Consider the following 19897-nt stretch of genomic DNA (forward strand, 5'->3'; position numbering starts at 1 on the left):
AAACTCACGCCATGACTTCTTCATTTTTGAACATATTAAAATTCTTTTATAACAAAAAGTTATTCATCAATACCCCGATAAAATTGCATTTTTATGCATAAATTCAGCTGAAGGCTCTGTTCCTGGAGGGTTGCGCGAGACAGTACGCAAATGATAATGATAATAAGCGTTAAAAAACTCCATAAACGAACGCAACACAATTCATACCCTTTCAGTATGTACTATTACCACACACCGCATGTGGAATAGCGCTCCATCGAGGAAGTCCGTTGTTATGAAAAATTTGAAAGTCAGCCTGGCATGGCAGATTCTGATCGCTATGGTGCTGGGCATTCTGCTGGGGAGTTACCTGCATTACCATAGTGACAGCCGTGAATGGCTGGTTGTAAACCTGCTGTCACCGGCGGGCGATATCTTTATCCATCTGATCAAAATGATTGTGGTGCCCATTGTTATCTCTACGCTGGTTGTCGGTATCGCCGGGGTCGGTGATGCAAAACAGCTGGGCCGTATTGGCGCCAAAACTATTCTCTATTTCGAAGTGATCACCACCGTGGCGATTATCCTTGGTATCACGCTGGCGAATGTGTTCCAGCCAGGCACCGGGGTGGATATGTCGCAACTGGCGACCGTGGATATTTCGAAATATCAAAGCACGACCGCAGAAGTACAGAGCCACGCGCATGGCCTGATGGGGACAATTTTGTCACTGGTGCCAACCAACATCGTCGCATCGATGGCAAAAGGCGATATGCTGCCGATTATCTTCTTCTCGGTGCTGTTCGGTTTAGGTCTGTCTTCCCTGCCGGCAACTCACCGCGAGCCGTTGGTTACCGTATTCCGCTCTATTTCCGAAACCATGTTTAAAGTCACTCACATGGTTATGCGCTACGCGCCAGTCGGCGTTTTCGCGCTGATTGCCGTTACCGTCGCGAACTTCGGTTTTGCCTCCTTGTGGCCGCTGGCGAAGCTGGTGCTGTTGGTGCATTTCGCCATTCTGTTCTTCGCGCTGGTGGTGCTGGGGATCGTGGCGCGCATCTGCGGTTTGAGCATCTGGATCCTGATCCGCATTCTGAAAGACGAGCTGATTCTGGCTTACTCTACAGCCAGCTCCGAGAGCGTACTGCCGCGTATTATTGAGAAGATGGAAGCCTATGGCGCGCCAGCTTCAATCACCAGCTTTGTGGTGCCGACCGGCTACTCATTCAACCTTGATGGTTCAACTCTGTACCAGAGTATCGCCGCTATCTTTATCGCGCAGCTGTACGGTATCGACCTGTCGCTGTGGCAGGAAATCGTGCTGGTGTTGACGCTGATGGTGACCTCGAAAGGGATTGCGGGTGTGCCGGGCGTATCATTCGTGGTGCTGCTGGCTACGCTGGGCAGCGTGGGGATCCCACTGGAAGGCCTGGCGTTTATCGCCGGTGTTGACCGTATCCTCGACATGGCGCGTACCGCGCTGAACGTGGTGGGTAATGCGCTGGCGGTACTGGTTATCGCCAAGTGGGAACACAAATTTGACCGCAAGAAAGCGCTGGCCTATGAGCGCGACGTGCTGGGTAGATTTGATAAGACCGCTAATCAGTAATTCATGACAGCTTGCCGGATAAGCGTAGCGCCATCCGGCAATGCAAATCATTACCCGTTTGTTAACTTATCAAACTCTTCGCAGCCGGTATCGAATCCTTCCATACAGCTCAGATTCAGCCAGTGCAGCGCCTTCTGTTTATTCTTCACGATAAATCCCTGTTCACCGTTTAAGAACATCATCCCTGCCCAGTATTCGGAATAACCAGTGCGGGAAATGGCTGAGCTTCGTTTGAAATACCACGTCGCTTTCTCATCGTCAGCGGGAATGCCCACGCCGTTGGCGTAAATCAGGCCGAGCAGCATTTGTGCGTCGACGGCGGAGTCATTTTCCAGGTCTTCGGAGGCGTTTTGCAGCAAGGTAATGGCTTTAGGGTAATCGGTACGTCCAGCCTGGGTGTTGACCAGAATCCGCGCCAGGGTAAGTTCTCCCGCTTTACTGCCTGCTTTGGCTGCTTTTTCCGCCAGCGTTTTAGCCTGGGGGTAATCCAGACTGACCGGATTCGTAATTTTGATTTGCGCCAGTAGCGCGCAGGCGTCGGCATCGCCGTTGTCGGCGGCTTTTTGCGCCCAATACTCGGCTTTGCTCAAATCGCCCGAACTGAACCAGGTATCGGCAAGAAAGTACTGTGCGCGACGGTCCCCTGCCTCAGCGGCCTGCAAGTACTGGCTTCCTGGCTCAGTATCACTGGCATGGGCAAAGAATGTCATAAAGAACATCAATGCAATGAGTTGTTTCATTTTGAGTTTTATTTAGGGTACGGAATGAACAGTATAAAGAGATCGTATGGATAAAAAAACAGCCTCCGGGCGGAGGCTGTTGCAGAACAGTTACGTAAACGGACTAACCCATCGCGCTTTCGCGCAGGCTGGCTTTCAGCTTGGTGTACTCATCAATGACATACTGCTCGGCAGCGCGCTGATCGGCAATGCGTTCAACGTTAACGGCACAGTACTTGTACTCCGGCGTTTTGGTAATCGGGCTTAAGTTCTCGGTTACCAGCTCATTACATGCGCCAATCCACCACTGGTAGGTCATGTAAATCGCGCCTTTGTTTGGACGATCGCTGACTGCTGCACGGGTAATGACCCGGCCTTTACGCGAGTTAACCCACACCAGCTCTTCATCCTGGATGCCCAGGCGTGCTGCGTCGGCGGTGTTGATCTGGGCATAGCCCGGTTCATCCGCCAGCGCGGCCAGCGCCGCACAGTTACCGGTCATCGAACGGCAAGAGTAGTGGCCGACTTCACGCACCGTGGACAGCACCATCGGGTACTCCTCAGTGAGTTTGTCGATTGGCGCTACCCAGTCGCAGGTAAAGAACTGCGCCAGGCCGTTCGGGGTATCGAACTTCTCTTTGAAGAGATAAGACGTACCCTGGTCGGCTTCTGAGGTGTCGCGGCAAGGCCACTGGATATAGCCCAGTTCACCCATTTTCTCGTAAGTGGCACCGTAGAAATCCGGGCACAGATGACGCAACTCATCCCAGATTTCCTGGGTGTTGTTGTAGTGCATCGGGTAGCCCATACGGGTGGCGATTTCACTGATAATCTGCCAGTCCGTTTTCAGATCCCACTTCGGCTCAACGGCTTTAAAGAAGCGCTGGAAGCCACGGTCAGCCGCGGAGAAGACGCCTTCATGCTCGCCCCATGACGTAGACGGTAAAATAACGTCTGCGGCAGCGGCAGTTTTGGTCATGAAGATATCCTGCACGATGACCAGTTCCAGATCCTCAAAGCCTTTGCGCACTGCGGAGAGTTCAGCATCAGTCTGTAATGGATCTTCACCCATAATGTACGCCGCGCGGACTTCGCCATGCGCCGCACGGTGCGGCAGTTCACTGATGCGATAGCCGGTATGTGCAGGCAGACTTTCCACGCCCCAGGCTTTAGCGAACTTCTCGCGGTTAGCCGGATCTTTCACATACTGATAGCCCGGATAAGTATCCGGTAGCGCGCCCATGTCGCATGCGCCCTGAACGTTGTTCTGGCCACGAACCGGGTTAACGCCCACGCTTGGCTTACCGAGGTTGCCGGTCAGCATTGCGAGGCTGGTCAGTGAACGCACGGTTTCCACACCCTGATAGAACTGGGTAACACCCATGCCCCACAGGATGGCCGCGCTTTTTGCCGTGGCGTACATACGAGCAGCCTGACGAATATCCTGTGCGCTAACGCCAGTGACATCTTCGACGGACTCCGGCGTGTAGCCTTCGACAATCTTGCTGTACTCTTCGAATCCTTCGGTACGGGAGGCGACGAACGCCTGGTCGTACAGTTTTTCTTCGATGATGACATGACCCATAGCGTTGAGCAGCGCGATGTTCGAGCCGTTTTTCAACGCGATGTGCATATCGGCAATACGCGCGGTTTCAATTTTGCGCGGATCGCAGACGATAATTTTCGCCCCGTTACGTTTAGCGTTAATCACGTGATTCGCCACGATCGGGTGGGAATCCGCCGGGTTGTACCCGAAGATGAACACTAAATCTGTGTTATCAATTTCATTGATAGCATTACTCATTGCGCCGTTACCGACCGATTGGTGCAGACCTGCAACCGAAGGGCCGTGTCAGACGCGAGCGCAGCAGTCAACGTTATTGGTACCAATAACGGCGCGCGCGAATTTTTGCATTACATAGTTGGTTTCGTTACCCGTACCGCGAGATGAACCGGTCGTCTGAATAGCGTCCGGGCCATACTTCGCTTTGATGGCGCTCAGACGAGTGGCGACGTAATCAAGCGCTTCATCCCAGGAAACGGATTCCAGTTTGCCGCCACGCTGGCGACGGATCATTGGGGTTTTCAGACGAGGGGTCAGGATCTGGGTATCATTGATAAAATCCCAGCCATAGTAGCCCTTCAGACACAAGGTACCCTGGTTGGTTTTCCCCTGCGCCGCTTCAGCCCGGACGATTTTGCCGTTATCGACCACCAGGTTGATTTTGCAACCTGATGCGCAATATGGGCAAACCGTGACGACTTTTTTCATCGGTCTCGCTCCAGTTAATCAAATCACGCATACGCGCTTGTCGCTTGAGTTATGCATCTTTTATGCCATGTTTTTATCAGGGGCATTAGTCGATATTACGGGCGAATTTTGCGCAAAACCCTGACGAAAAACAGGCTGTCGTCATATTTGACGTGACGAATCTCCAATACGTGACGGCCCGGCAGTGTGACCGAGGTTATGTTTCCCACACATCCTTGTGCCTTATCGCTGTCACTCTGTGCAGAATCAATCACACTCATTTAAGTTGGCCAGAAATGGGGAAAAACAATGAAGCCAGCCATACTGGTTGTGGATGATGACATCGCTGTCTGCACGCTTTTACAGGATGTGCTGAGCGAACACGTCTTTGCAGTGACCGCATGTCACACCGGGCAGGAGGCGCTGCGCTGCATTGAGACTCAGCCGGAAATCGCTCTGGTATTGCTGGACATGATGTTGCCTGATATTAACGGTCTGATGGTGCTGCAGCAGGTGCAAAAGATCAGACCCGGATTACCGGTGGTGATGCTGACTGGGCTTGGCAGCGAGTCGGATGTGGTTGTCGGGTTGGAAATGGGCGCTGACGACTACATCGGTAAACCGTTCAATGCGCGGGTGCTGGTGGCGCGGGTAAAGGCGGTACTCAGACGCGTCGGCGTGTTAACGGCAGAAAGCGGCAGCCCGCAAACTACGGGGCTTTCTTTTAACGGTTGGCATCTCGATACCGCCGGTTGCCAGTTACATAATCCTCAGCAACTGAAGGTGGAGTTGACGCAGGGGGAATACAGCCTGCTGCTGGCGCTGGCCCAAAACGCCCGCCGGGTACTTAGCCGAGAACAGTTGCTGGAACTGACGCGCAGCGACAGCGTTGAGGTGTTTGACCGCACCATTGACGTGCTAATCATGCGGTTACGGCGAAAAATAGAGAACAACCCGCATCAGCCGATGCTGATCAAAACCCTGCGCGGGCTGGGCTATGTGTTTGCCGCCGACGTTCAGCATCATGATAAGGCGGCGTAAACGTCTTATCCGGCCTACAAGGACGCTATATCGGCTTTTAGCTCTGCCAACGTTTTCGCGCCGTCTATCGCGTTGGCGCACAGCAAACTGGCCCGTGCGCAGGCGTGTGCCAGCCTGACGCTGTCCGTCAGCGACCAGCGTTCATGACAGCCATACAAAAATCCGGCGCAAAACGCATCTCCCGCCCCGACGCTGCCAACGATCTCCTCCGGCGCCAGGTACTGTGACGGGATCCAGACGCCCGGCAGATCCGGCGCTTCACCCCAGGCGCCTTCCGGACAGTGGATAACCACCCGCTGGCGAACGCCCGCATTCAGCAGTTCGCGCGCAGCGGTGGCGATGTGCGCAACATGCAACTCCCCGTTGGGCAGGCGGATCTCCAGCCCGCTGAATTCCCCGGCTTCCAGCTCGTTAATTACCAGATAGTCGAGATGGCGCAGGGCTGGCATCACCAACGGCTGATAGCGCGGGTCGCCCTTGCGTGAAACCAGATCCAGTGATGTTTCAAAGCCGTTGTCGCGCATTTGCGCCAGCAGCCGTGCGCTACGTGTGCCGTACTCCTCATCCGGCATGTCCAGACTGTCGAGCAGCAGCAGATAGCCAAGATGGAAGATTTTCATCGAGGTATCCAGTTGCTCAAAAGCGGGCAGATCCAGCAGCCGGTTGGCGCCGGGCGAGTGGAAAAAGGTGCGCTGACCGCTGGGATCGGTCATCACCTGTGACATCGACGTGGGGGCGAAAGTCGTGCGCTGCACATGTTGGCGATTAACATGATACTGCTCCAGCATCGCCATGATGTAGTCGCCGTCGCTATCCTGACCGATTAACCCCACCGCCTGCAGCGGCAGTCCGGTGTGCATTTTCGCCAGCGTCAGCAGTACGTTCAGCGGCGCACCGCCCGTGGCGCGTTCGCTACGGATGATTTCCGCCAGCCAGCCGCGTTCCGGCCACTGCACAATTTGATGCACATGATCGACCAGCATGTTGCCTGCGGCGATAACGCCTCTGCGTTCCATCAGACCCGTCCCGCGCTGCCAAAAATACGCATCTGTTCTGAAACGGTATCGGTAATGGCCTCTTCAATGGCGAGCAGCAGTTCGGCAAATTCGTCGTACAGGGGCTGACGATTCGCTATTCTTGTCTCTACTGCCGACAGCGCCGCCTGCGACATGCCGGTATAGAAATTAATTTTGTGAATGCCGAGTTCAATTGCGCGCTTGAAATCGTCGTTGCTGATGCCGGAACCGCCGTGCAGTACCAGCGGGATCGCCGCCTGCTGGCGAAGGGCGTCAAGACGCGGAAAGTCGAGCACCGGTTCGCCTTTATATTTGCCGTGTGCATTACCAATGGCGACCGCCAGCGCGTCAATCCCGGTTCTGTCGACGAAATCACGCGCCATCATCGGGTCGGTAAATAGCGACTCGTCGGCATGACCATACAACGCGCCGCCCTCATCGCCTCCCACCGCGCCCAGTTCGGCTTCCACCGATACGCCGACGGCGTGACACATCTTCACCACTTCGCGGGTTTGACGAATATTTTCTTCATACTCCAGCGTGGAGCCATCAAACATCACTGAACTGAAACCTAAGCGAAGTGCCCGAACCACCGACTCAAAGTGCAGGCCGTGGTCAAGGTTCAGCACTACCGGAATGTCATGCCGCGCGGCTTCGAACTTGACCGCTTCGACCAGAGAATCCAACGAGATATATTTAAAATGCACCTCGGCGATGTTGATGATAAACGGCGAACGTTCCTGCTTTGCCGCGGCAAACAGCGCGCGCAGGAAGTGTGAGTCCAGAACGTTAAACGCCCCTAAGGCATAGTGGTGCTCGCGGGCATGGGCAAGGCCATCGGCGAGAGATATCAACGGCATAATGCGCTCCTTGGTTAGCGGAACAGGCGATACTCATTACACAGCACCAGCTGCGCCGGTTCGTCTTCTTCAATGTCGTTATAGCGGACGATCGGTTGCAGAAAGTGGTTATCGTGGTCGTCGTCATTAACAGAAGAAACCTCGCCGACCAGCACGTCGCCAAAACCTTCTTCCGCCCAGAAGCTGTGATACAGGCCCGGCGGCAGGCAGATGCTTTCACCCGGCGTCAGGCGCAGTTGACTGCCTGCCGCATGGGTTTGCCGACAGCCGTCAATCACCACGCTCACGTCGCTGTCCTCCGTTTGTTCTCGGAGCCCCGCATTCCACAGTTCCACAATTAAATTACCGCCGCCGCGATTGATAATGTCTTCGCGTTTGCGCCAGTGAAAATGCATCGGCGTGACCTGCGCATCGCGAACATGCATGATTTTCTCGGCGTAGCATTTCTCGTAAGGCATTCCTTTCGGCGAGCCATTACGCAGGGTAAACAGCGTTAACCCTTGCGCGGCGAAATTGTTGCCGCCAAACGCGGTGACATCCCAACCGAGCTTAAGGTCGAAAACTTCTCTCCAGGCGGCGGGATCAAGCTTGCGCCATTGGGTCGGCGGGAAACTGGCGAAAGGGGGGAGATGCACGTCGTGCTGAGAGAAAAACTGGCGCGTGTGGCCCAGTATCTCATTGATAGCGGAACGTTTCATCGGCAGAATCCTCCTTAATATCATGCCGGATGGCGCTGCGCTTATCCGGCCTACAAAATCATACCGATCTTGTAGGTCGGATAAGGCATTTTTGCCGCCATCCGGCGTTGATGTGGCGGGTTATTTCACCGTCCAACCCTTATAGCTGCCGACGTTGTTTTTGTCGATCATCGTCACCGGGATCAGTACGGGCTCTTTCGGGGCGGGTTTCCCCTGCAATATGTCATAGCCGATTTCGACCGCTTTGGCAGCCATCACCTGCGGATCTTGTGCAGGCGTCGCCACAAATAGTGAGTTTTCCCGCTTCAACGCTTCTTCAGCGTCTGGCGATCCGTCTACGCCGACAATAAAGAATTCGCTACGTTGTGCCTGTTTTGCCGCCAGATCGGCACCGATCGCCGTAGGATCGTTAATGGCGAATACGCCGTCGATCTTCGGATTCGCCGCCAGCAGCGCGGTCATGATCTCCAGTCCGCCTTCGCGACTGCCTTTGGCGTTTTGGTTATACGACAGCACCTTGATATCCGGGTGGCGTTTAAACTCGGTCTGGCAGCCTTCGACGCGGTTCTGGACGGCGGAAACCGGCGGCCCGTTGATAATGACGACGTTGCCTTTCCCTTTCAGACGGTCGGTAATGTATTTACAGGCCATTTCACCCGCCTGGGTGTTATCGGAGGTAATGGTCGCGTCTGCGCCTTCCGCCGCTACGTCAACGGCAACCACCACAATCCCTGCGTCTTTCGCGCGTTTTACCGCTGGGCCGATGCCTTTGGAGTCGGCGGCGTTAAGAATAATCATGTCGACCTTGGCGGCAATAAAGTTATCGATTTGCGACACCTGTTGTCCCAGATCGTAGCCGCTGGAAACCAGCGTCACTTTAACGCTATCACCCGCCAGTTTGCGTGCTTCTAGCTCCGCGCCTTTGGTGATCTGCACGAAGAACGGGTTGGCCAGATCGCCCACCGTAACGCCGATCGATTTCAGTTCTTTTGCCTGCACAAACGGAGCTGCAGCAAGCAGTGCGCCAGCACAGAGCGCGGTGACTAAGGGCTTCAATCTCATGCTGTATTCCTCGAAGTAAGATGTTGTTGTTATGCACTTTGATGGTGTCGGGTACGGTATTTGTCGATCAGTACCGCTATGATGATCACCGCCCCTTTGATCACCAGTTGCCAGAAATAGGAGACGCCCATCAGCGTCATGCCGTTATTGAGCGTGGCGATAATCAACGCCCCTACCAGCGTGCCGGTGATGGTACCGATCCCCCCAACAAAGCTGGTACCGCCGAGGATCACCGCCGCGATGGCGTCCAGCTCGTAACCCATGCCTAAGTTGCCGTTGGCGCTGTATAGCCGCGAGGCGCTCATCACCCCGCCAAGACCTGAGAGCACACCGCTCATGCCGTAGACGAACAGCAGCACCAGCCACACTTTGATACCGGTTAAACGAGCGGCCTGCATATTGCCGCCGACCGCATAAATATGAACGCCGAGTGTGGTGCGCCTAAGAATGAACCAGCACATCACCACCACCGCCAGCGCAATGACCACTAGCCACGGAACCGGGCCAAGATAGTTGTTACCGATCCACTCAAAGCTGATATTGGAATTGATCACCGTCGTGCCGTCGGCCAGCAGATAGGCCGCGCCGCGCAGCGCCGTATACGTTCCAAGCGTGACTATAAACGGTGGCAGTCCGGCAAAAGCAACCAGCGCGCCGTTAAACAACCCCAGCACCAGACCGAGCATCAGCGCCGCCGGAATCGACAGCATGGCAAATTCAGGGATTAGCGAAACGACCATAGCCGCGACGGCGGTGGTGCCGAGAATCGAGCCAACCGAGAGGTCGATCCCACCAGTCAAAATAATGAAGGTCATGCCAGCCGCCAGCACGATGTTGATCGACGCCTGGCGGGTAATATTCAGCAGGTTGCTTTCGGTAAAAAAGTTTGGCGCGATAAAGCCAAACACCGCCACTATCAGGATGAGAATCGGCAAGATGCCGACCGTTTGCATCAGATCGCTCATCAGCAATTTTTTCGCGGAGGCGGATTTCGCCACCTGCTGGGGAGTGGTTGGATTATTCATGGGACACCGCCTGATGATGGGAGTCGTTCACGCCGGTTGCCAGCGTCATAATATTTTCCTGGGTAATACTTTGCCCGTTCAGCTCACCGGCAATGCTGCCTTCCCGCATGACGTACACGCGATCGCTCATACCGACGACTTCCGGCAATTCGCTGGAGATCATCAGGATCGCCACGCCTTTGCGCGCCATGTCGTTCATGATCCGGTAGATCTCGCTTTTGGCGCCAACATCCACGCCGCGCGTGGGTTCATCGAGGATCAAAATGCGTGGGCCGATCGCGACCCAGCGAGAAATCAGCAGCTTTTGCTGATTACCGCCGGACAGCCCGCCCGCGCGTACCTGGGCGTGCGGAACGCGGATGTTGAGCAATTGGATGGCGTCATCGGAAATAGCCTGCGCCTTTTTGCGATCGAGCATGCCCCAGTTGGCGTCACGTTCCAGCGTCGCCATGGTGATGTTCTCTGCTGCCGCCAGCTCTAAAAACAATCCCTGCTCTTTGCGGTTTTCCGTCAGAAAGCCAATGCCGTGGTCAATCGCCTCGCGAGGGGAGTGGATCACCACCGGTTCACCGTCTACTTCAATCATGCCGCCGATGGCTTTACGCACGCCAAAAATCAGTTGAGCCAGTTCAGAACGCCCGGCGCCGACTAACCCGGCAAGTCCGACGATCTCCCCGGAGCGCACCAGCAAACTGCACGGCTGGACTTTATGGCCGTCGGTCAGGTGGTGGACGTTGAGGCGCGCTTTACCTAAGGGAATATCGCGCTCTTTGTTGAACAAATCGCTTAACGGTCGGCCCACCATCATGCGCACCAGCTCAGAGGCGTTGAGTTTGTCGCGGGTCAGGCTGCCAACATATTGCCCGTCGCGCAGGACGCTGACGCGGTCCGAGAGTTCATACACCTCCGCCATGCGGTGGCTAATGTAGATAATCGCCATCCCCTCATCGCGCAGGCGCATGATCAGTTCAAACAAGCGGTGGGTTTCACGTGAGGAGAGGGCGGCAGTGGGTTCATCCATCACCAGAATGCGGCTGTTACGGTGCAGGGCGCGGGCGATTTCCACCTGCTGCTGTTCGGCGATGGTCAACGTCATCACGCGATCGCTGGCCTTAAACTGGGCGCCGAGTCGGTCGATGACTTTCTGCGACTGCATCACCATCTCTTTACGCTGGACCAGACCGCCGCGCGACAGCTCGCTGCCAAGAAAGATATTTTCCGCCACCGTCAGGTTCGGCGCGAGCTGCATCTCCTGGTAAATCAGCGTGATGCCTGCGCTGAGCGCGTCTTTTGGCCCGCGAATGTGAAACGGCTGACCGTCGATCAGGATCTCACCGCTGGTGGCGGTATACGCGCCCGCGAGGATCTTCATCAGGGTGCTTTTCCCCGCGCCGTTCTCCCCCATCAAGGCATGAATCTCACCCGGCCAGACCGTTAAATCGACCCCTTTCAGCGCGTAAAATTTACCAAACGCTTTGGCAATGTTGCGCATCTCCAGAACCGGTGTCCTGCTCATAGCGGATCTCCTGTGGGGTGGCCGATATCAGCAGTCCATCACAGGAATGTAAATGCAAAATGTCAGAAGCCGTTCATATTTGTCATATTGCGATTTTTCTTCACGGAGCGTGATATGCCGCAACCAGGACGTCACTTTTTCGCCAGTGCGCGCGGACGATTGCTGTTCTTCAATCTGCTGGTGGTGACGGTCACGCTGATGGTAAGCGGTGTGGCGGTGCTGGGGTTTCAGCATGCCAGTCAAATCCAGGAACAGGTGCAGCAGCAAACCGTTGACGACATGACCGGCAGCATGAACCTGGCGCGGGATACGGCGAACGTGGCGACGGCGGCGGTGCGACTGTCGCAGGTAGTCGGCGCGCTGGAATACAAAGGTGAAGCGGAGCGGCTGCAGGAGACGCAACGGGCGCTGAAGCATTCGCTGGAACAGTTGGCCACCGCGCCGTTGGCGCAGCAGGAGCCGGCGCTGGTCGAGCGTATTATCCAGCGCAGCCAGGAGCTACAAAGCAGCGTGGAAGGTATGCTGCAGCGCGGGCAACGGCGACATCTGGAACGTAACGCCCTGCTCAGTTCGCTGTATCAGAATCAAAGTTATTTACGTCATCTGCAAAAGCTGACCGGCGCGCAGGATGACGTGCTGCTGGGGCAGATAGACCGCTTAATTGTTGCCGCCATTGAAACACCCACGCCGCGTTCGGTGGTGAAACAACTGGACGGCGTGATGCCCGCGCTGCCTGTGCAAAATAGCAATCCGCTGATTACCAACATCCTCACCGACTTCAACCAGGAGTTGCATAAGCTGGAGCCGCTCTCTTCTGCGCTTGAGCAGAGCGATTTGGCGATCAACTGGTATATGTTTCATATCAAAGCGCTGGTGGCGATCCTCAACAGCGATATCAACCGGTATGCTTCGCAGGTGGCGCTGATCTCCGAACAGCGGGTAGCGCAAAGCCATCAGGAACTGCAATCTGGCGCGTTGTTTATTTTGGTATTTGCGCTGTTGGCGGTGGTGATCACCGGTTTTGCCGGCTGGTATATCTACCGTAACCTCGGTTCTAACCTGACGGCCATTTCGCGGGCGATGACCCGGCTGGCGCATGGTGAATCGGACGTTAGCGTCCCGGCCCTACAGCGGCGCGATGAGCTGGGCGAACTGGCCCGCGCCTTTAGCGTCTTCGCCCGTAATACGGCATCGCTGGAGCACACCACCCGACTGCTAAAAGAAAAAACCAGCCAGATGGAAATCGACCGCACCGAGCGCCAGGGGCTGGAGGAAGCGCTATTGCACAGTCAGAAACTGAAGGCGGTAGGGCAACTGACGGGCGGATTGGCGCATGATTTCAATAACCTGCTGGCGGTCATTATTGGCAGCCTGGATCTGGTGAACCCAGACTCTCCTGACGCGCCACGGGTCAATCGGGCGCTAAAAGCCGCCGAGCGCGGGGCGCTCCTTACCCAGCGGCTGCTGGCCTTTTCGCGCAAACAGTCGTTGCATCCCCATGCGGTGGAGCTGAAAACGCTGCTGGAAAATTTGGGCGAACTGATGCGCCACTCTCTTCCGGCTACGTTGACGCTGGAGATTGAAGCCCAGTCTCCCGCCTGGCCCGCGTGGATTGATGTCAGCCAACTGGAAAACGCCATTATCAATCTGGTGATGAATGCCCGTGACGCCATGGACGGGCAGGCGGGCACGATTAAAATCCGTACCTGGAATCAGCGGGTCACGCGCAGCGATGGGCGTAAGCAGGATATGGTGATGCTGGAAGTTGCCGACCAGGGAAGCGGGATGTCGCAGGAGGTGAAAGCTCAGGTCTTCGAGCCGTTTTTCACCACCAAACAGACCGGCAGCGGCAGTGGGCTGGGGCTGTCTATGGTCTACGGTTTTGTGCGCCAGTCCGGTGGCCGCGTGGAGATTGAAAGCGCCCCTGGGCAGGGAACGACGGTCAGATTGCAGCTTCCTCGCGCGGTTGTGCCGGTGCAGACACCGGTGGAGACAATTGCACAGCACACCCCGACTCGCGGTGAAAAACTGGTGCTGGTTCTCGAAGATGAAGCCGATGTGCGCCAGACGTTATGTGAGCAATTACACCTGCTGGGCTACCTGACGTTAGAGGCCGCCAACGGCGAACAGGCTATGCATATGCTGGCGGCTTCATCCGAGATTGATATTTTGATCAGCGACTTAATGCTGCCCGGCGGTTTAAGCGGTGTGGATGTGGTTAATCATGCGCTGGCACATTATCCACAACTGAACATCCTGCTGATTAGCGGCCAGGATTTACGTCCGGCGCATAACCCGGCGCTGCCGGATGTGGCGTTATTGCGTAAGCCCTTCACCCGGGGAGAACTGGCGCAGGCGCTGCGGCATTCGCGTAATTGAGATTCCTCCGCTACCCGCGCAAATACGCTTTGATTACCGTGGGGCGAGTTTCTTGATGAGGCTGGTTTTATGCAACGCTCCGCGACATTCTTACTTTTCACTCTGCTGATGATGACCACCGTATCGGCGCAGGCCGATATTATCGATGACGCCATCGGCAATATTCAGCAGGCAATTAACGACGCCTACAAACCGGACAGCGGGCGGGATTATGACGACTCTCGTGATGAAAGCTGGCAGCGACAGATGAGTGACGATCGTCGCAGGCAGTATGATAATCGCCGCCGCCAGTTTGAAGACCGCCGCCGCCAACTGGATGACCGCCAGCGCCAGCTCGATCAGGAACGGCGTCAGTTAGAAGACGAAGAGCGCAGAATGGAAGAAGATTATGATCGTTAGCGCAATTTTTCGCTGGCAAGGTTATAGGGAGCAGAGACCTGTTAACAAGTGTTTTAGTGCGATGTAAACCTACCTCAGCACAATCTCCATTCCGTCATACCCGGCTTCGAGCCCTGTCGGTAGCGGATTCTCCATCATCCACAAATCAAACTGATGACTGATATGCGTCAGGATCACCCGTGGGCAGCGGATAACCTCGTTCAAGGCGATAACGGTATTTACATCGCTGTGATTGCGCGGCGGCTCGGCGCGCGGGGCGTGGCTGCAGTCGATGATAATCACCTGAGGCTGGTTATTGTGGAGAAACTTCAGCGTCTTGTCGGGAAGTCCGGCGGTATCGGAGAGCCACGCCACGCGGCTGTGCGCGGTCTCCAGCAGATAGCCAAACGTCAGCTTTGAGTGGTTGAGCGGGAGTGGCGTAACCTGCAACCCTTGCAGGTTAAACACCACGAATGGCGCGACGGTATGGCTAAAATCGAGGATGCCAGGGTGCTTAAACAGATCGTCGCATCCCTGTTCATCCGGCGGACCGTACACCGGGATAGTCGCCCCCACGCCCCAGCGCAGCGGAAACAGCCCCTGCACGTGATCCATATGGTAGTGGGTGAGCAGAAACTGCTGGAAGCTGCCTGCTGGCCAGTCGTCCATCAGATGCGGGATCCCCGCGTCCAGCAGCGTCAGCGCATTGTTAAATTTGACCACCCCGCTACAAGGGCGTCGACGGTATTGCGCCTGTAAGCGTGCTCGTTGGCAGGCCGCACAGTCACATCCAAATGCTGGCACCAGTTGCGCGCCGCCGGTTCCCGTCAGCGTAATGGTCAGACTCATGGCTCCCCCTACAACGGTTTGGTGAAGCGAAAATGGCTCATGGTATAGCCTTCGCGCTGGTAAAAGCGGTGCGCGTCAAGGCGTTGGGTACTGGTAGAAAGCTCGGTTATTTCTGCGCCCGCTTCGCGCGCGGTGGCTTCGGCCCAGGTCAGTAACTGACTACCCACTTTTAGTCCTCGCGCCTGTGGCATCACCACCAGTTCCTGGATCTCGCCAATCCAGTTGGCGTGGTGCAGATGAAACTGCAGGTGCAGACCGATCAAGCCGACGACCTGTCCGTCGAGCAGCGCCAGCTGGTAGTGCATATTGGGATCTTGCAGATTTGCGGCGTAGCCGGCGCTAAAGGCCTGCAGGTCGAATTGGCCCTGTTTCAACTCACAGATAAGCGCGTAAACCGCATCGGTATCGTATAGCGTGGCGCGGCGTAATTCACAGACAGACATGTTTCTTCTCCTTGCGTCCCATCAGGGTGAGCAGTGTATCGACAGACTGTAGCAAACTTCCATCATTGTTCAGGACGTGGCAGTCATACGGCGTGTAGCGCGCCGCGCGTTCAAGGCGGGCAGCGATTTCCGTTTCGCTCTCCCGCCCACGTGCCTGCAGGCGCTGGCGTAAAATGGCCGGGGAAACCTGTAAGCAAATGGGAAGTAAAGAAGCGCCGTAACGGGCCTGCGCCTGGGGCAGATGCGCGCGCGAGCCATTGACCACCACATCAAAACCGGCGTGCAGCCAGAGGTCAATCTCTACGCCGACGCCGTAATAGAAGCCGTTGGCATGCCAGCTCAGCGCCAGCAGGTTCTGCCCGGCGCGGGTAAAAAACTCTGGTTCGCTGAGGGCAATATGGTTTTCATTCCCGGCGTTGGCGGCGCGGGTGATGTAACGGTGCGCCACCAGCAGTTGCGCAGGTTCCTGCTGGCGAAGTTCTGCCAGTAGACTGTCCTTACCGGAGCCGGACGGCCCCATCAGCCAGATCAGTTTCCCCATAGTCAGAATACCCTTTTGCCCTGACGCCAGACGTGGTCGATATGGATGTGATCGCCTTTGCGATGCGCCAGCACCAGATCCGCGCGTTTACCTTCGGCTACAACGCCACGATCGTCGAGATTTAATGCCCGCGCCGGATTGCGGGTCACCAGACGAATGGCCTGCGGCAGCGTAAAGCTGTTGGCATCATCGTCCGCCACGCGGAATGCCGCATCGAGCAGGCTGGCGGGGTAGTAGTCGGAGGAGAGAATATCCAGCAGCCCCAGCTCAGCCAGCTTATGCGCCGCAACGTTGCCGGAGTGAGAACCGCCGCGCACGATGTTGGGCGCGCCCATCAGTACGTTCATACCATGCTGGCGCGAGGCCTCTGCGGCGGCAAAGGTAGTAGGAAATTCGGCGATCACGCTGCCAAGTTGATGCGATTCCAGCACATGATCGCAGGTGGCATCGTCATGGCTCGCCAGCGCTATCTGGCGCTCACGACACATCTGAGCAATCGCCGTGCGGTTGGGTTGCGACCAACGTGCAGCCAGAGCTAACTGTTCTTCTTCGTAGCGGGCCATTTGCTCGTCGGTAAGTGAATACTTGCCCTGATAGTACTCGCGGTACTTCTCGCGATTGGCGAACTGACGCTGGCCGGGGGAGTGGTCCATCAGCGATACCAGCGTCACCGGCTCACGACCGACCAGTTTTTCAAACAGCGGTAGGGTGGTGTGATGCGGCAGCTCGCAGCGCAAATGCAGGCGGTGCTCGGCGCGATTGACCCCGCGCTTTTGCGTCTCTTCCACCGCGTTGATCATCTTCTCCAGATTTTCCAGACGGTCGCCACCGTCGCGCACATCGCCAATCGCCACCGCGTCCAGCACGGTGGTAATGCCGCTGGCGACCATTAGCGCGTCGTGGCTGCTCATCGCCGAGTGGGCGGGCCAGTCTACCTTCGGGCGCGGGGTGAAAAACTTGTCGAGATTGTCGGTATGCAGCTCGATAAGCCCTGGCAGCAGCCAGCCGCCTTCTCCGTCCATCGCTTGGGCCAGTTGGCTCTGGCTTTCGGCAAAGGCGCGGATCGTTCCGCCCTCAATATCCAGCGATCCTTGCACCACTTCATCTTCCAGCACCAGCTTTACATTATTGATAATCATGCTGTTGTTCCCATCAGGTGCAGGCGATCCGCGACGCGGTCGCGCACGGTTTGATCGTGAAAAATGCCGACAATTGCCGCGCCGCGGGCTTTCGCTTCTTCGATCAATGCGACGACGGCGGCGCTGTTTTTGGCGTCCAGCGAGGCGGTGGGCTCATCGAGGAGTAGAATCGGGTAATCGACGATAAACCCTCGGGCGATATTGACGCGCTGCTGTTCGCCCCCGGAAAACGTCGACGGCGCCAGATGCCACAGCCGCTCCGGCACGTTCAGGCGGGTAAGCAGGTTAGCCGCTTTGGCTGCGCACTCCTCGCGCGACACGCCGAGATCCAGCAGCGGCTGCATCACCACATCCAGCGCAGAAATCCTTGGGATCACGCGCAAGAACTGGCTGACCCAGCCGATGGTTGAACGGCGAACTTCCAGCACTTTACGCGCCGGAGCCTGCACCAGATCGACCCATTCGCCGCTGTGGCGGATGTGGATGTGTCCTTCATCCGGCAGGTAGTTGGCGTACAGCGAACGCAGCAACGTGGATTTGCCGCTGCCAGAGTGACCGTGCAGCACCACGCATTCGCCGTTTTTAACTTCCAGCGTGGCGTCTTGCAGCACTGGCAGACGCACGCCGTTTTGCTGATGCAGTACAAAGGTTTTACTGACGTTTTCAACGCGAATCGCGTTCATTTTTAGCCCCTTTAAGCATTTTTGCGTTCGATTGCCTGATGGCGCTTCGCTTATCAGGCCTACAACCGATGCCGATCCGTAGGCCGGGTAGCGAAGCGCCACCCGGCAAGACAAAATCAGTTTTGCAAAACAGATGACACCAGCAACTGGGTATACGGATGATGCGGGTCGTCGAGTACGCGGTCGGTTAACCCACTTTCCACCACCTGACCCTGCTTCATCACCAGCAAACGGTCGGCCAGCAGGCGCGCTACGCCCAGATCGTGGGTGACAATAACCACTGCCAGATCCAGTTCCACCACCAGGCCGCGCAGCAGGTCCAGCAGTTTGGCCTGTACGGAAACGTCCAGACCGCCGGTGGGCTCGTCCATAAACACCAGTTTGGGATGGGTGACGAGGTTGCGGGCGATCTGCAGTCGCTGCTGCATGCCGCCGGAAAAGGTGGTTGGCAGGTCGTCGATACGCGAGGCCGGGATCTCCACTTCCTCCAGCCAACGCTGCGCGGTGGCACGAATGTCGCCGTAGTGGCGCGCTCCGGTGGCCATCAGGCGTTCGCCGATATTGCCGCCAGCGGAGACCTGACGGCGCAGGCCATCCAGCGGATGCTGATGCACCACGCCCCATTCGGTGCGCAGCAGACGGCGACGGTCGGCCTCGTTCATGCCGTACAGCGAACGGTTCTGATACAAAATCTCACCGCTCTGCGGCATCAGCCGTGAAGAGATCGATTTCAGCAGCGTGGTTTTGCCGGAACCGGACTCGCCGACGATACCCAGCACTTCGCCAGGCCACAGGTCAAAAGAGACATCGCTGAAGCCCTTGCCCGGCGCGTAGAGATGGGTCAGGTTGTTGACTGAAAGCAGCGGTTGCGTCATTTGCTGAGGGCCTCACTCTGTTGGCGGCAGTAGTCGGTGTCGGAGCAGACAAACATGCGTTTGCCGGTGTCATCGAGCACCACTTCATCGAGATAGCTGTGGGTTGAGCCACAGATGGCGCAAGGCTCATCCCAGCTCTGCACGGTAAACGGGTGATCGTCGAAATCGAGGCTTTCCACGCGGGTGTAAGGTGGAACGGCATAGATGCGTTTTTCGCGGCCTGCGCCAAACAGTTGCAGGGCCGGCATCATGTCCATCTTCGGATTGTCGAATTTTGGAATTGGCGACGGATCCATGACGTAGCGGTCGTTAACCTTCACCGGATAGGCGTAAGTGGTGGCGATATGGCCGAAGCGGGCGATATCTTCATACAGTTTCACCTGCATGATGCCGTACTCTTCCAGCGCGTGCATGGTGCGGGTTTCCGTTTCGCGCGGCTCGATAAAGCGTAACGGCTCGGGGATCGGGACCTGGAAGATAATGATCTGGTCTTCCACCAGCGGCGTTTCCGGGATGCGGTGGCGGGTCTGGATCAGCGTCGCGTCTTCCGTGCGCTCGGTGGTGTTCACCCCGGTCACGCGTTTAAAGAAGTTGCGAATCGACACGGCGTTAGTGGTGTCATCTGCGCCCTGGTCAATTACCTTCAGCACGTCCGGCTCGCCAATCACGCTGGCGGTGAGCTGAATGCCGCCGGTTCCCCAACCGTAGGGCATCGGCATTTCACGTCCGCCAAACGGCACCTGGTAACCGGGGATCGCCACCGCTTTCAGAATCGCGCGGCGAATCATGCGTTTGGTCTGCTCATCAAGATACGCAAAGTTGTAGCCGGAGAGG

The 19897-nt window shown here is 56.6% G+C and carries 19 protein-coding genes; 4 read left to right on the plus strand and 15 right to left on the minus strand.

What is annotated here, in order from left to right; translation table 11 throughout:
* Positions 1–274 precede the first annotated feature (274 nt).
* Positions 275–1588 carry a glutamate/aspartate:proton symporter GltP gene (gene gltP / locus OGW44_RS01050; RefSeq protein ID WP_016155456.1) on the plus strand — a complete coding sequence of 438 codons (1314 nt, stop codon included), beginning with the start codon at positions 275–277 and terminating at the stop codon, positions 1586–1588.
* Between the two features lie 50 nt (positions 1589–1638).
* On the opposite strand, the gene yjcO is transcribed toward gltP, so the two are convergent.
* Together yjcO and fdhF are read right to left on the minus strand one after the other, a co-directional pair.
* Positions 1639–2328 carry a Sel1 family TPR-like repeat protein YjcO gene (gene yjcO, locus OGW44_RS01055; protein WP_016155379.1) on the minus strand — a complete coding sequence of 230 codons (690 nt, stop codon included), beginning with the start codon at positions 2326–2328 and terminating at the stop codon, positions 1639–1641.
* Positions 2329–2431: 103 nt separating this feature from the next.
* Positions 2432–4579, minus strand: coding sequence for a formate dehydrogenase subunit alpha (gene fdhF / locus OGW44_RS01060; RefSeq protein WP_082201324.1), 2148 nt, complete (start codon positions 4577–4579; stop codon positions 2432–2434).
* A gap of 288 nt (positions 4580–4867) precedes the next feature.
* Between fdhF and OGW44_RS01065 the strand changes: the two genes are divergently transcribed.
* The gene (locus tag OGW44_RS01065; RefSeq protein ID WP_016155458.1) at positions 4868–5599 is read left to right on the plus strand and encodes a response regulator; all 732 of its coding nucleotides are present in this window, start codon (positions 4868–4870) and stop codon (positions 5597–5599) included.
* A 14-nt stretch (positions 5600–5613) separates the two neighbouring features.
* On the opposite strand, the gene OGW44_RS01070 is transcribed toward OGW44_RS01065, so the two are convergent.
* The 6 genes from OGW44_RS01070 to OGW44_RS01095 form a co-directional block, all read right to left on the minus strand.
* Positions 5614–6618, minus strand: a complete 1005-nt coding sequence (locus OGW44_RS01070) for a carbohydrate kinase family protein (RefSeq protein WP_185655061.1) — start codon at positions 6616–6618, stop codon at positions 5614–5616.
* Positions 6615–7475, minus strand: a complete 861-nt coding sequence (locus OGW44_RS01075) for a ketose 1,6-bisphosphate aldolase (RefSeq protein ID WP_181546813.1) — start codon at positions 7473–7475, stop codon at positions 6615–6617. Before OGW44_RS01075 ends, OGW44_RS01070 begins: the two co-directional genes overlap by 4 nt.
* Positions 7476–7489: 14 nt before the next feature.
* A complete protein-coding gene (locus OGW44_RS01080) occupies positions 7490–8173 on the minus strand; it encodes a D-lyxose/D-mannose isomerase (RefSeq protein WP_185655056.1) in 684 nt (227 codons plus the stop codon).
* Between the two features lie 120 nt (positions 8174–8293).
* The gene (locus tag OGW44_RS01085; RefSeq protein ID WP_019077849.1) at positions 8294–9235 is read right to left on the minus strand and encodes an ABC transporter substrate-binding protein; all 942 of its coding nucleotides are present in this window, start codon (positions 9233–9235) and stop codon (positions 8294–8296) included.
* Positions 9236–9264: 29 nt separating this feature from the next.
* Positions 9265–10260 carry an ABC transporter permease subunit gene (locus tag OGW44_RS01090; RefSeq protein ID WP_016155386.1) on the minus strand — a complete coding sequence of 332 codons (996 nt, stop codon included), beginning with the start codon at positions 10258–10260 and terminating at the stop codon, positions 9265–9267.
* Positions 10253–11776 carry a sugar ABC transporter ATP-binding protein gene (locus OGW44_RS01095; RefSeq protein WP_016155468.1) on the minus strand — a complete coding sequence of 508 codons (1524 nt, stop codon included), beginning with the start codon at positions 11774–11776 and terminating at the stop codon, positions 10253–10255. The genes OGW44_RS01090 and OGW44_RS01095 overlap by 8 nt, the downstream gene beginning before the upstream one ends.
* A 114-nt stretch (positions 11777–11890) precedes the next feature.
* Between OGW44_RS01095 and OGW44_RS01100 the strand changes: the two genes are divergently transcribed.
* On the plus strand, positions 11891–14155 hold the full coding sequence (locus OGW44_RS01100; protein ID WP_185655057.1) for a hybrid sensor histidine kinase/response regulator: 2265 nt from the start codon (positions 11891–11893) through the stop codon (positions 14153–14155).
* Positions 14156–14224: 69 nt separating this feature from the next.
* Positions 14225–14554: a DDRRRQL repeat protein YjdP gene (yjdP, locus tag OGW44_RS01105; protein ID WP_016155470.1), complete on the plus strand. Its 330-nt coding sequence runs from the start codon at positions 14225–14227 to the stop codon at positions 14552–14554.
* A 69-nt stretch (positions 14555–14623) separates the two neighbouring features.
* On the opposite strand, the gene phnP is transcribed toward yjdP, so the two are convergent.
* The 7 genes from phnP to phnJ form a co-directional block, all read right to left on the minus strand.
* Positions 14624–15382 carry a phosphonate metabolism protein PhnP gene (gene phnP / locus OGW44_RS01110; RefSeq protein WP_016155471.1) on the minus strand — a complete coding sequence of 253 codons (759 nt, stop codon included), beginning with the start codon at positions 15380–15382 and terminating at the stop codon, positions 14624–14626.
* A gap of 8 nt (positions 15383–15390) precedes the next feature.
* A complete protein-coding gene (gene phnO, locus OGW44_RS01115) occupies positions 15391–15825 on the minus strand; it encodes an aminoalkylphosphonate N-acetyltransferase (RefSeq protein ID WP_016155472.1) in 435 nt (144 codons plus the stop codon).
* The gene (gene phnN, locus OGW44_RS01120; RefSeq protein WP_016155392.1) at positions 15812–16366 is read right to left on the minus strand and encodes a ribose 1,5-bisphosphokinase; all 555 of its coding nucleotides are present in this window, start codon (positions 16364–16366) and stop codon (positions 15812–15814) included. The genes phnO and phnN overlap by 14 nt, the downstream gene beginning before the upstream one ends.
* 2 nt (positions 16367–16368) lie before the next feature.
* Positions 16369–17505, minus strand: coding sequence for an alpha-D-ribose 1-methylphosphonate 5-triphosphate diphosphatase (phnM, locus tag OGW44_RS01125; protein WP_185655058.1), 1137 nt, complete (start codon positions 17503–17505; stop codon positions 16369–16371).
* A complete protein-coding gene (phnL, locus tag OGW44_RS01130) occupies positions 17502–18188 on the minus strand; it encodes a phosphonate C-P lyase system protein PhnL (RefSeq protein ID WP_047499592.1) in 687 nt (228 codons plus the stop codon). Before phnL ends, phnM begins: the two co-directional genes overlap by 4 nt.
* Before the next feature lie 116 nt (positions 18189–18304).
* The gene (gene phnK / locus OGW44_RS01135; protein ID WP_103284314.1) at positions 18305–19063 is read right to left on the minus strand and encodes a phosphonate C-P lyase system protein PhnK; all 759 of its coding nucleotides are present in this window, start codon (positions 19061–19063) and stop codon (positions 18305–18307) included.
* Entirely contained in the window at positions 19060–19851 is a 792-nt protein-coding gene (gene phnJ / locus OGW44_RS01140; RefSeq protein ID WP_049259807.1) for an alpha-D-ribose 1-methylphosphonate 5-phosphate C-P-lyase PhnJ, read from the minus strand. The genes phnK and phnJ overlap by 4 nt, the downstream gene beginning before the upstream one ends.
* Positions 19852–19897: the final 46 nt, after the last annotated feature.

The sequence above is a fragment of the Citrobacter sp. Cb023 genome (genome assembly GCF_030336805.1).
GTDB lineage: Bacteria > Pseudomonadota > Gammaproteobacteria > Enterobacterales > Enterobacteriaceae > Citrobacter > Citrobacter braakii.

Bases quoted from the DNA above. Each gene is read 5' to 3' on its own strand.
- phnN (WP_016155392.1), bottom strand. From the start codon at position 16,366: ATGGGGAAACTGATCTGGCTGATGGGGCCGTCCGGCTCCGGTAAGGAC.
- phnP (WP_016155471.1), bottom strand. From the start codon at position 15,382: ATGAGTCTGACCATTACGCTGACGGGAACCGGCGGCGCGCAACTGGTG.
- phnL (WP_047499592.1), bottom strand. From the start codon at position 18,188: ATGAACGCGATTCGCGTTGAAAACGTCAGTAAAACCTTTGTACTGCAT.
- phnJ (WP_049259807.1), bottom strand. From the start codon at position 19,851: ATGATTCGCCGCGCGATTCTGAAAGCGGTGGCGATCCCCGGTTACCAG.
- OGW44_RS01095 (WP_016155468.1), bottom strand. From the start codon at position 11,776: ATGAGCAGGACACCGGTTCTGGAGATGCGCAACATTGCCAAAGCGTTT.
- yjdP (WP_016155470.1), top strand. From the start codon at position 14,225: ATGCAACGCTCCGCGACATTCTTACTTTTCACTCTGCTGATGATGACC.
- gltP (WP_016155456.1), top strand. From the start codon at position 275: ATGAAAAATTTGAAAGTCAGCCTGGCATGGCAGATTCTGATCGCTATG.
- OGW44_RS01075 (WP_181546813.1), bottom strand. From the start codon at position 7,475: ATGCCGTTGATATCTCTCGCCGATGGCCTTGCCCATGCCCGCGAGCAC.
- phnM (WP_185655058.1), bottom strand. From the start codon at position 17,505: ATGATTATCAATAATGTAAAGCTGGTGCTGGAAGATGAAGTGGTGCAA.
- OGW44_RS01065 (WP_016155458.1), top strand. From the start codon at position 4,868: ATGAAGCCAGCCATACTGGTTGTGGATGATGACATCGCTGTCTGCACG.
- OGW44_RS01085 (WP_019077849.1), bottom strand. From the start codon at position 9,235: ATGAGATTGAAGCCCTTAGTCACCGCGCTCTGTGCTGGCGCACTGCTT.
- OGW44_RS01100 (WP_185655057.1), top strand. From the start codon at position 11,891: ATGCCGCAACCAGGACGTCACTTTTTCGCCAGTGCGCGCGGACGATTG.
- OGW44_RS01080 (WP_185655056.1), bottom strand. From the start codon at position 8,173: ATGAAACGTTCCGCTATCAATGAGATACTGGGCCACACGCGCCAGTTT.
- yjcO (WP_016155379.1), bottom strand. From the start codon at position 2,328: ATGAAACAACTCATTGCATTGATGTTCTTTATGACATTCTTTGCCCAT.
- phnO (WP_016155472.1), bottom strand. From the start codon at position 15,825: ATGTCTGTCTGTGAATTACGCCGCGCCACGCTATACGATACCGATGCG.
- OGW44_RS01090 (WP_016155386.1), bottom strand. From the start codon at position 10,260: ATGAATAATCCAACCACTCCCCAGCAGGTGGCGAAATCCGCCTCCGCG.
- phnK (WP_103284314.1), bottom strand. From the start codon at position 19,063: ATGACGCAACCGCTGCTTTCAGTCAACAACCTGACCCATCTCTACGCG.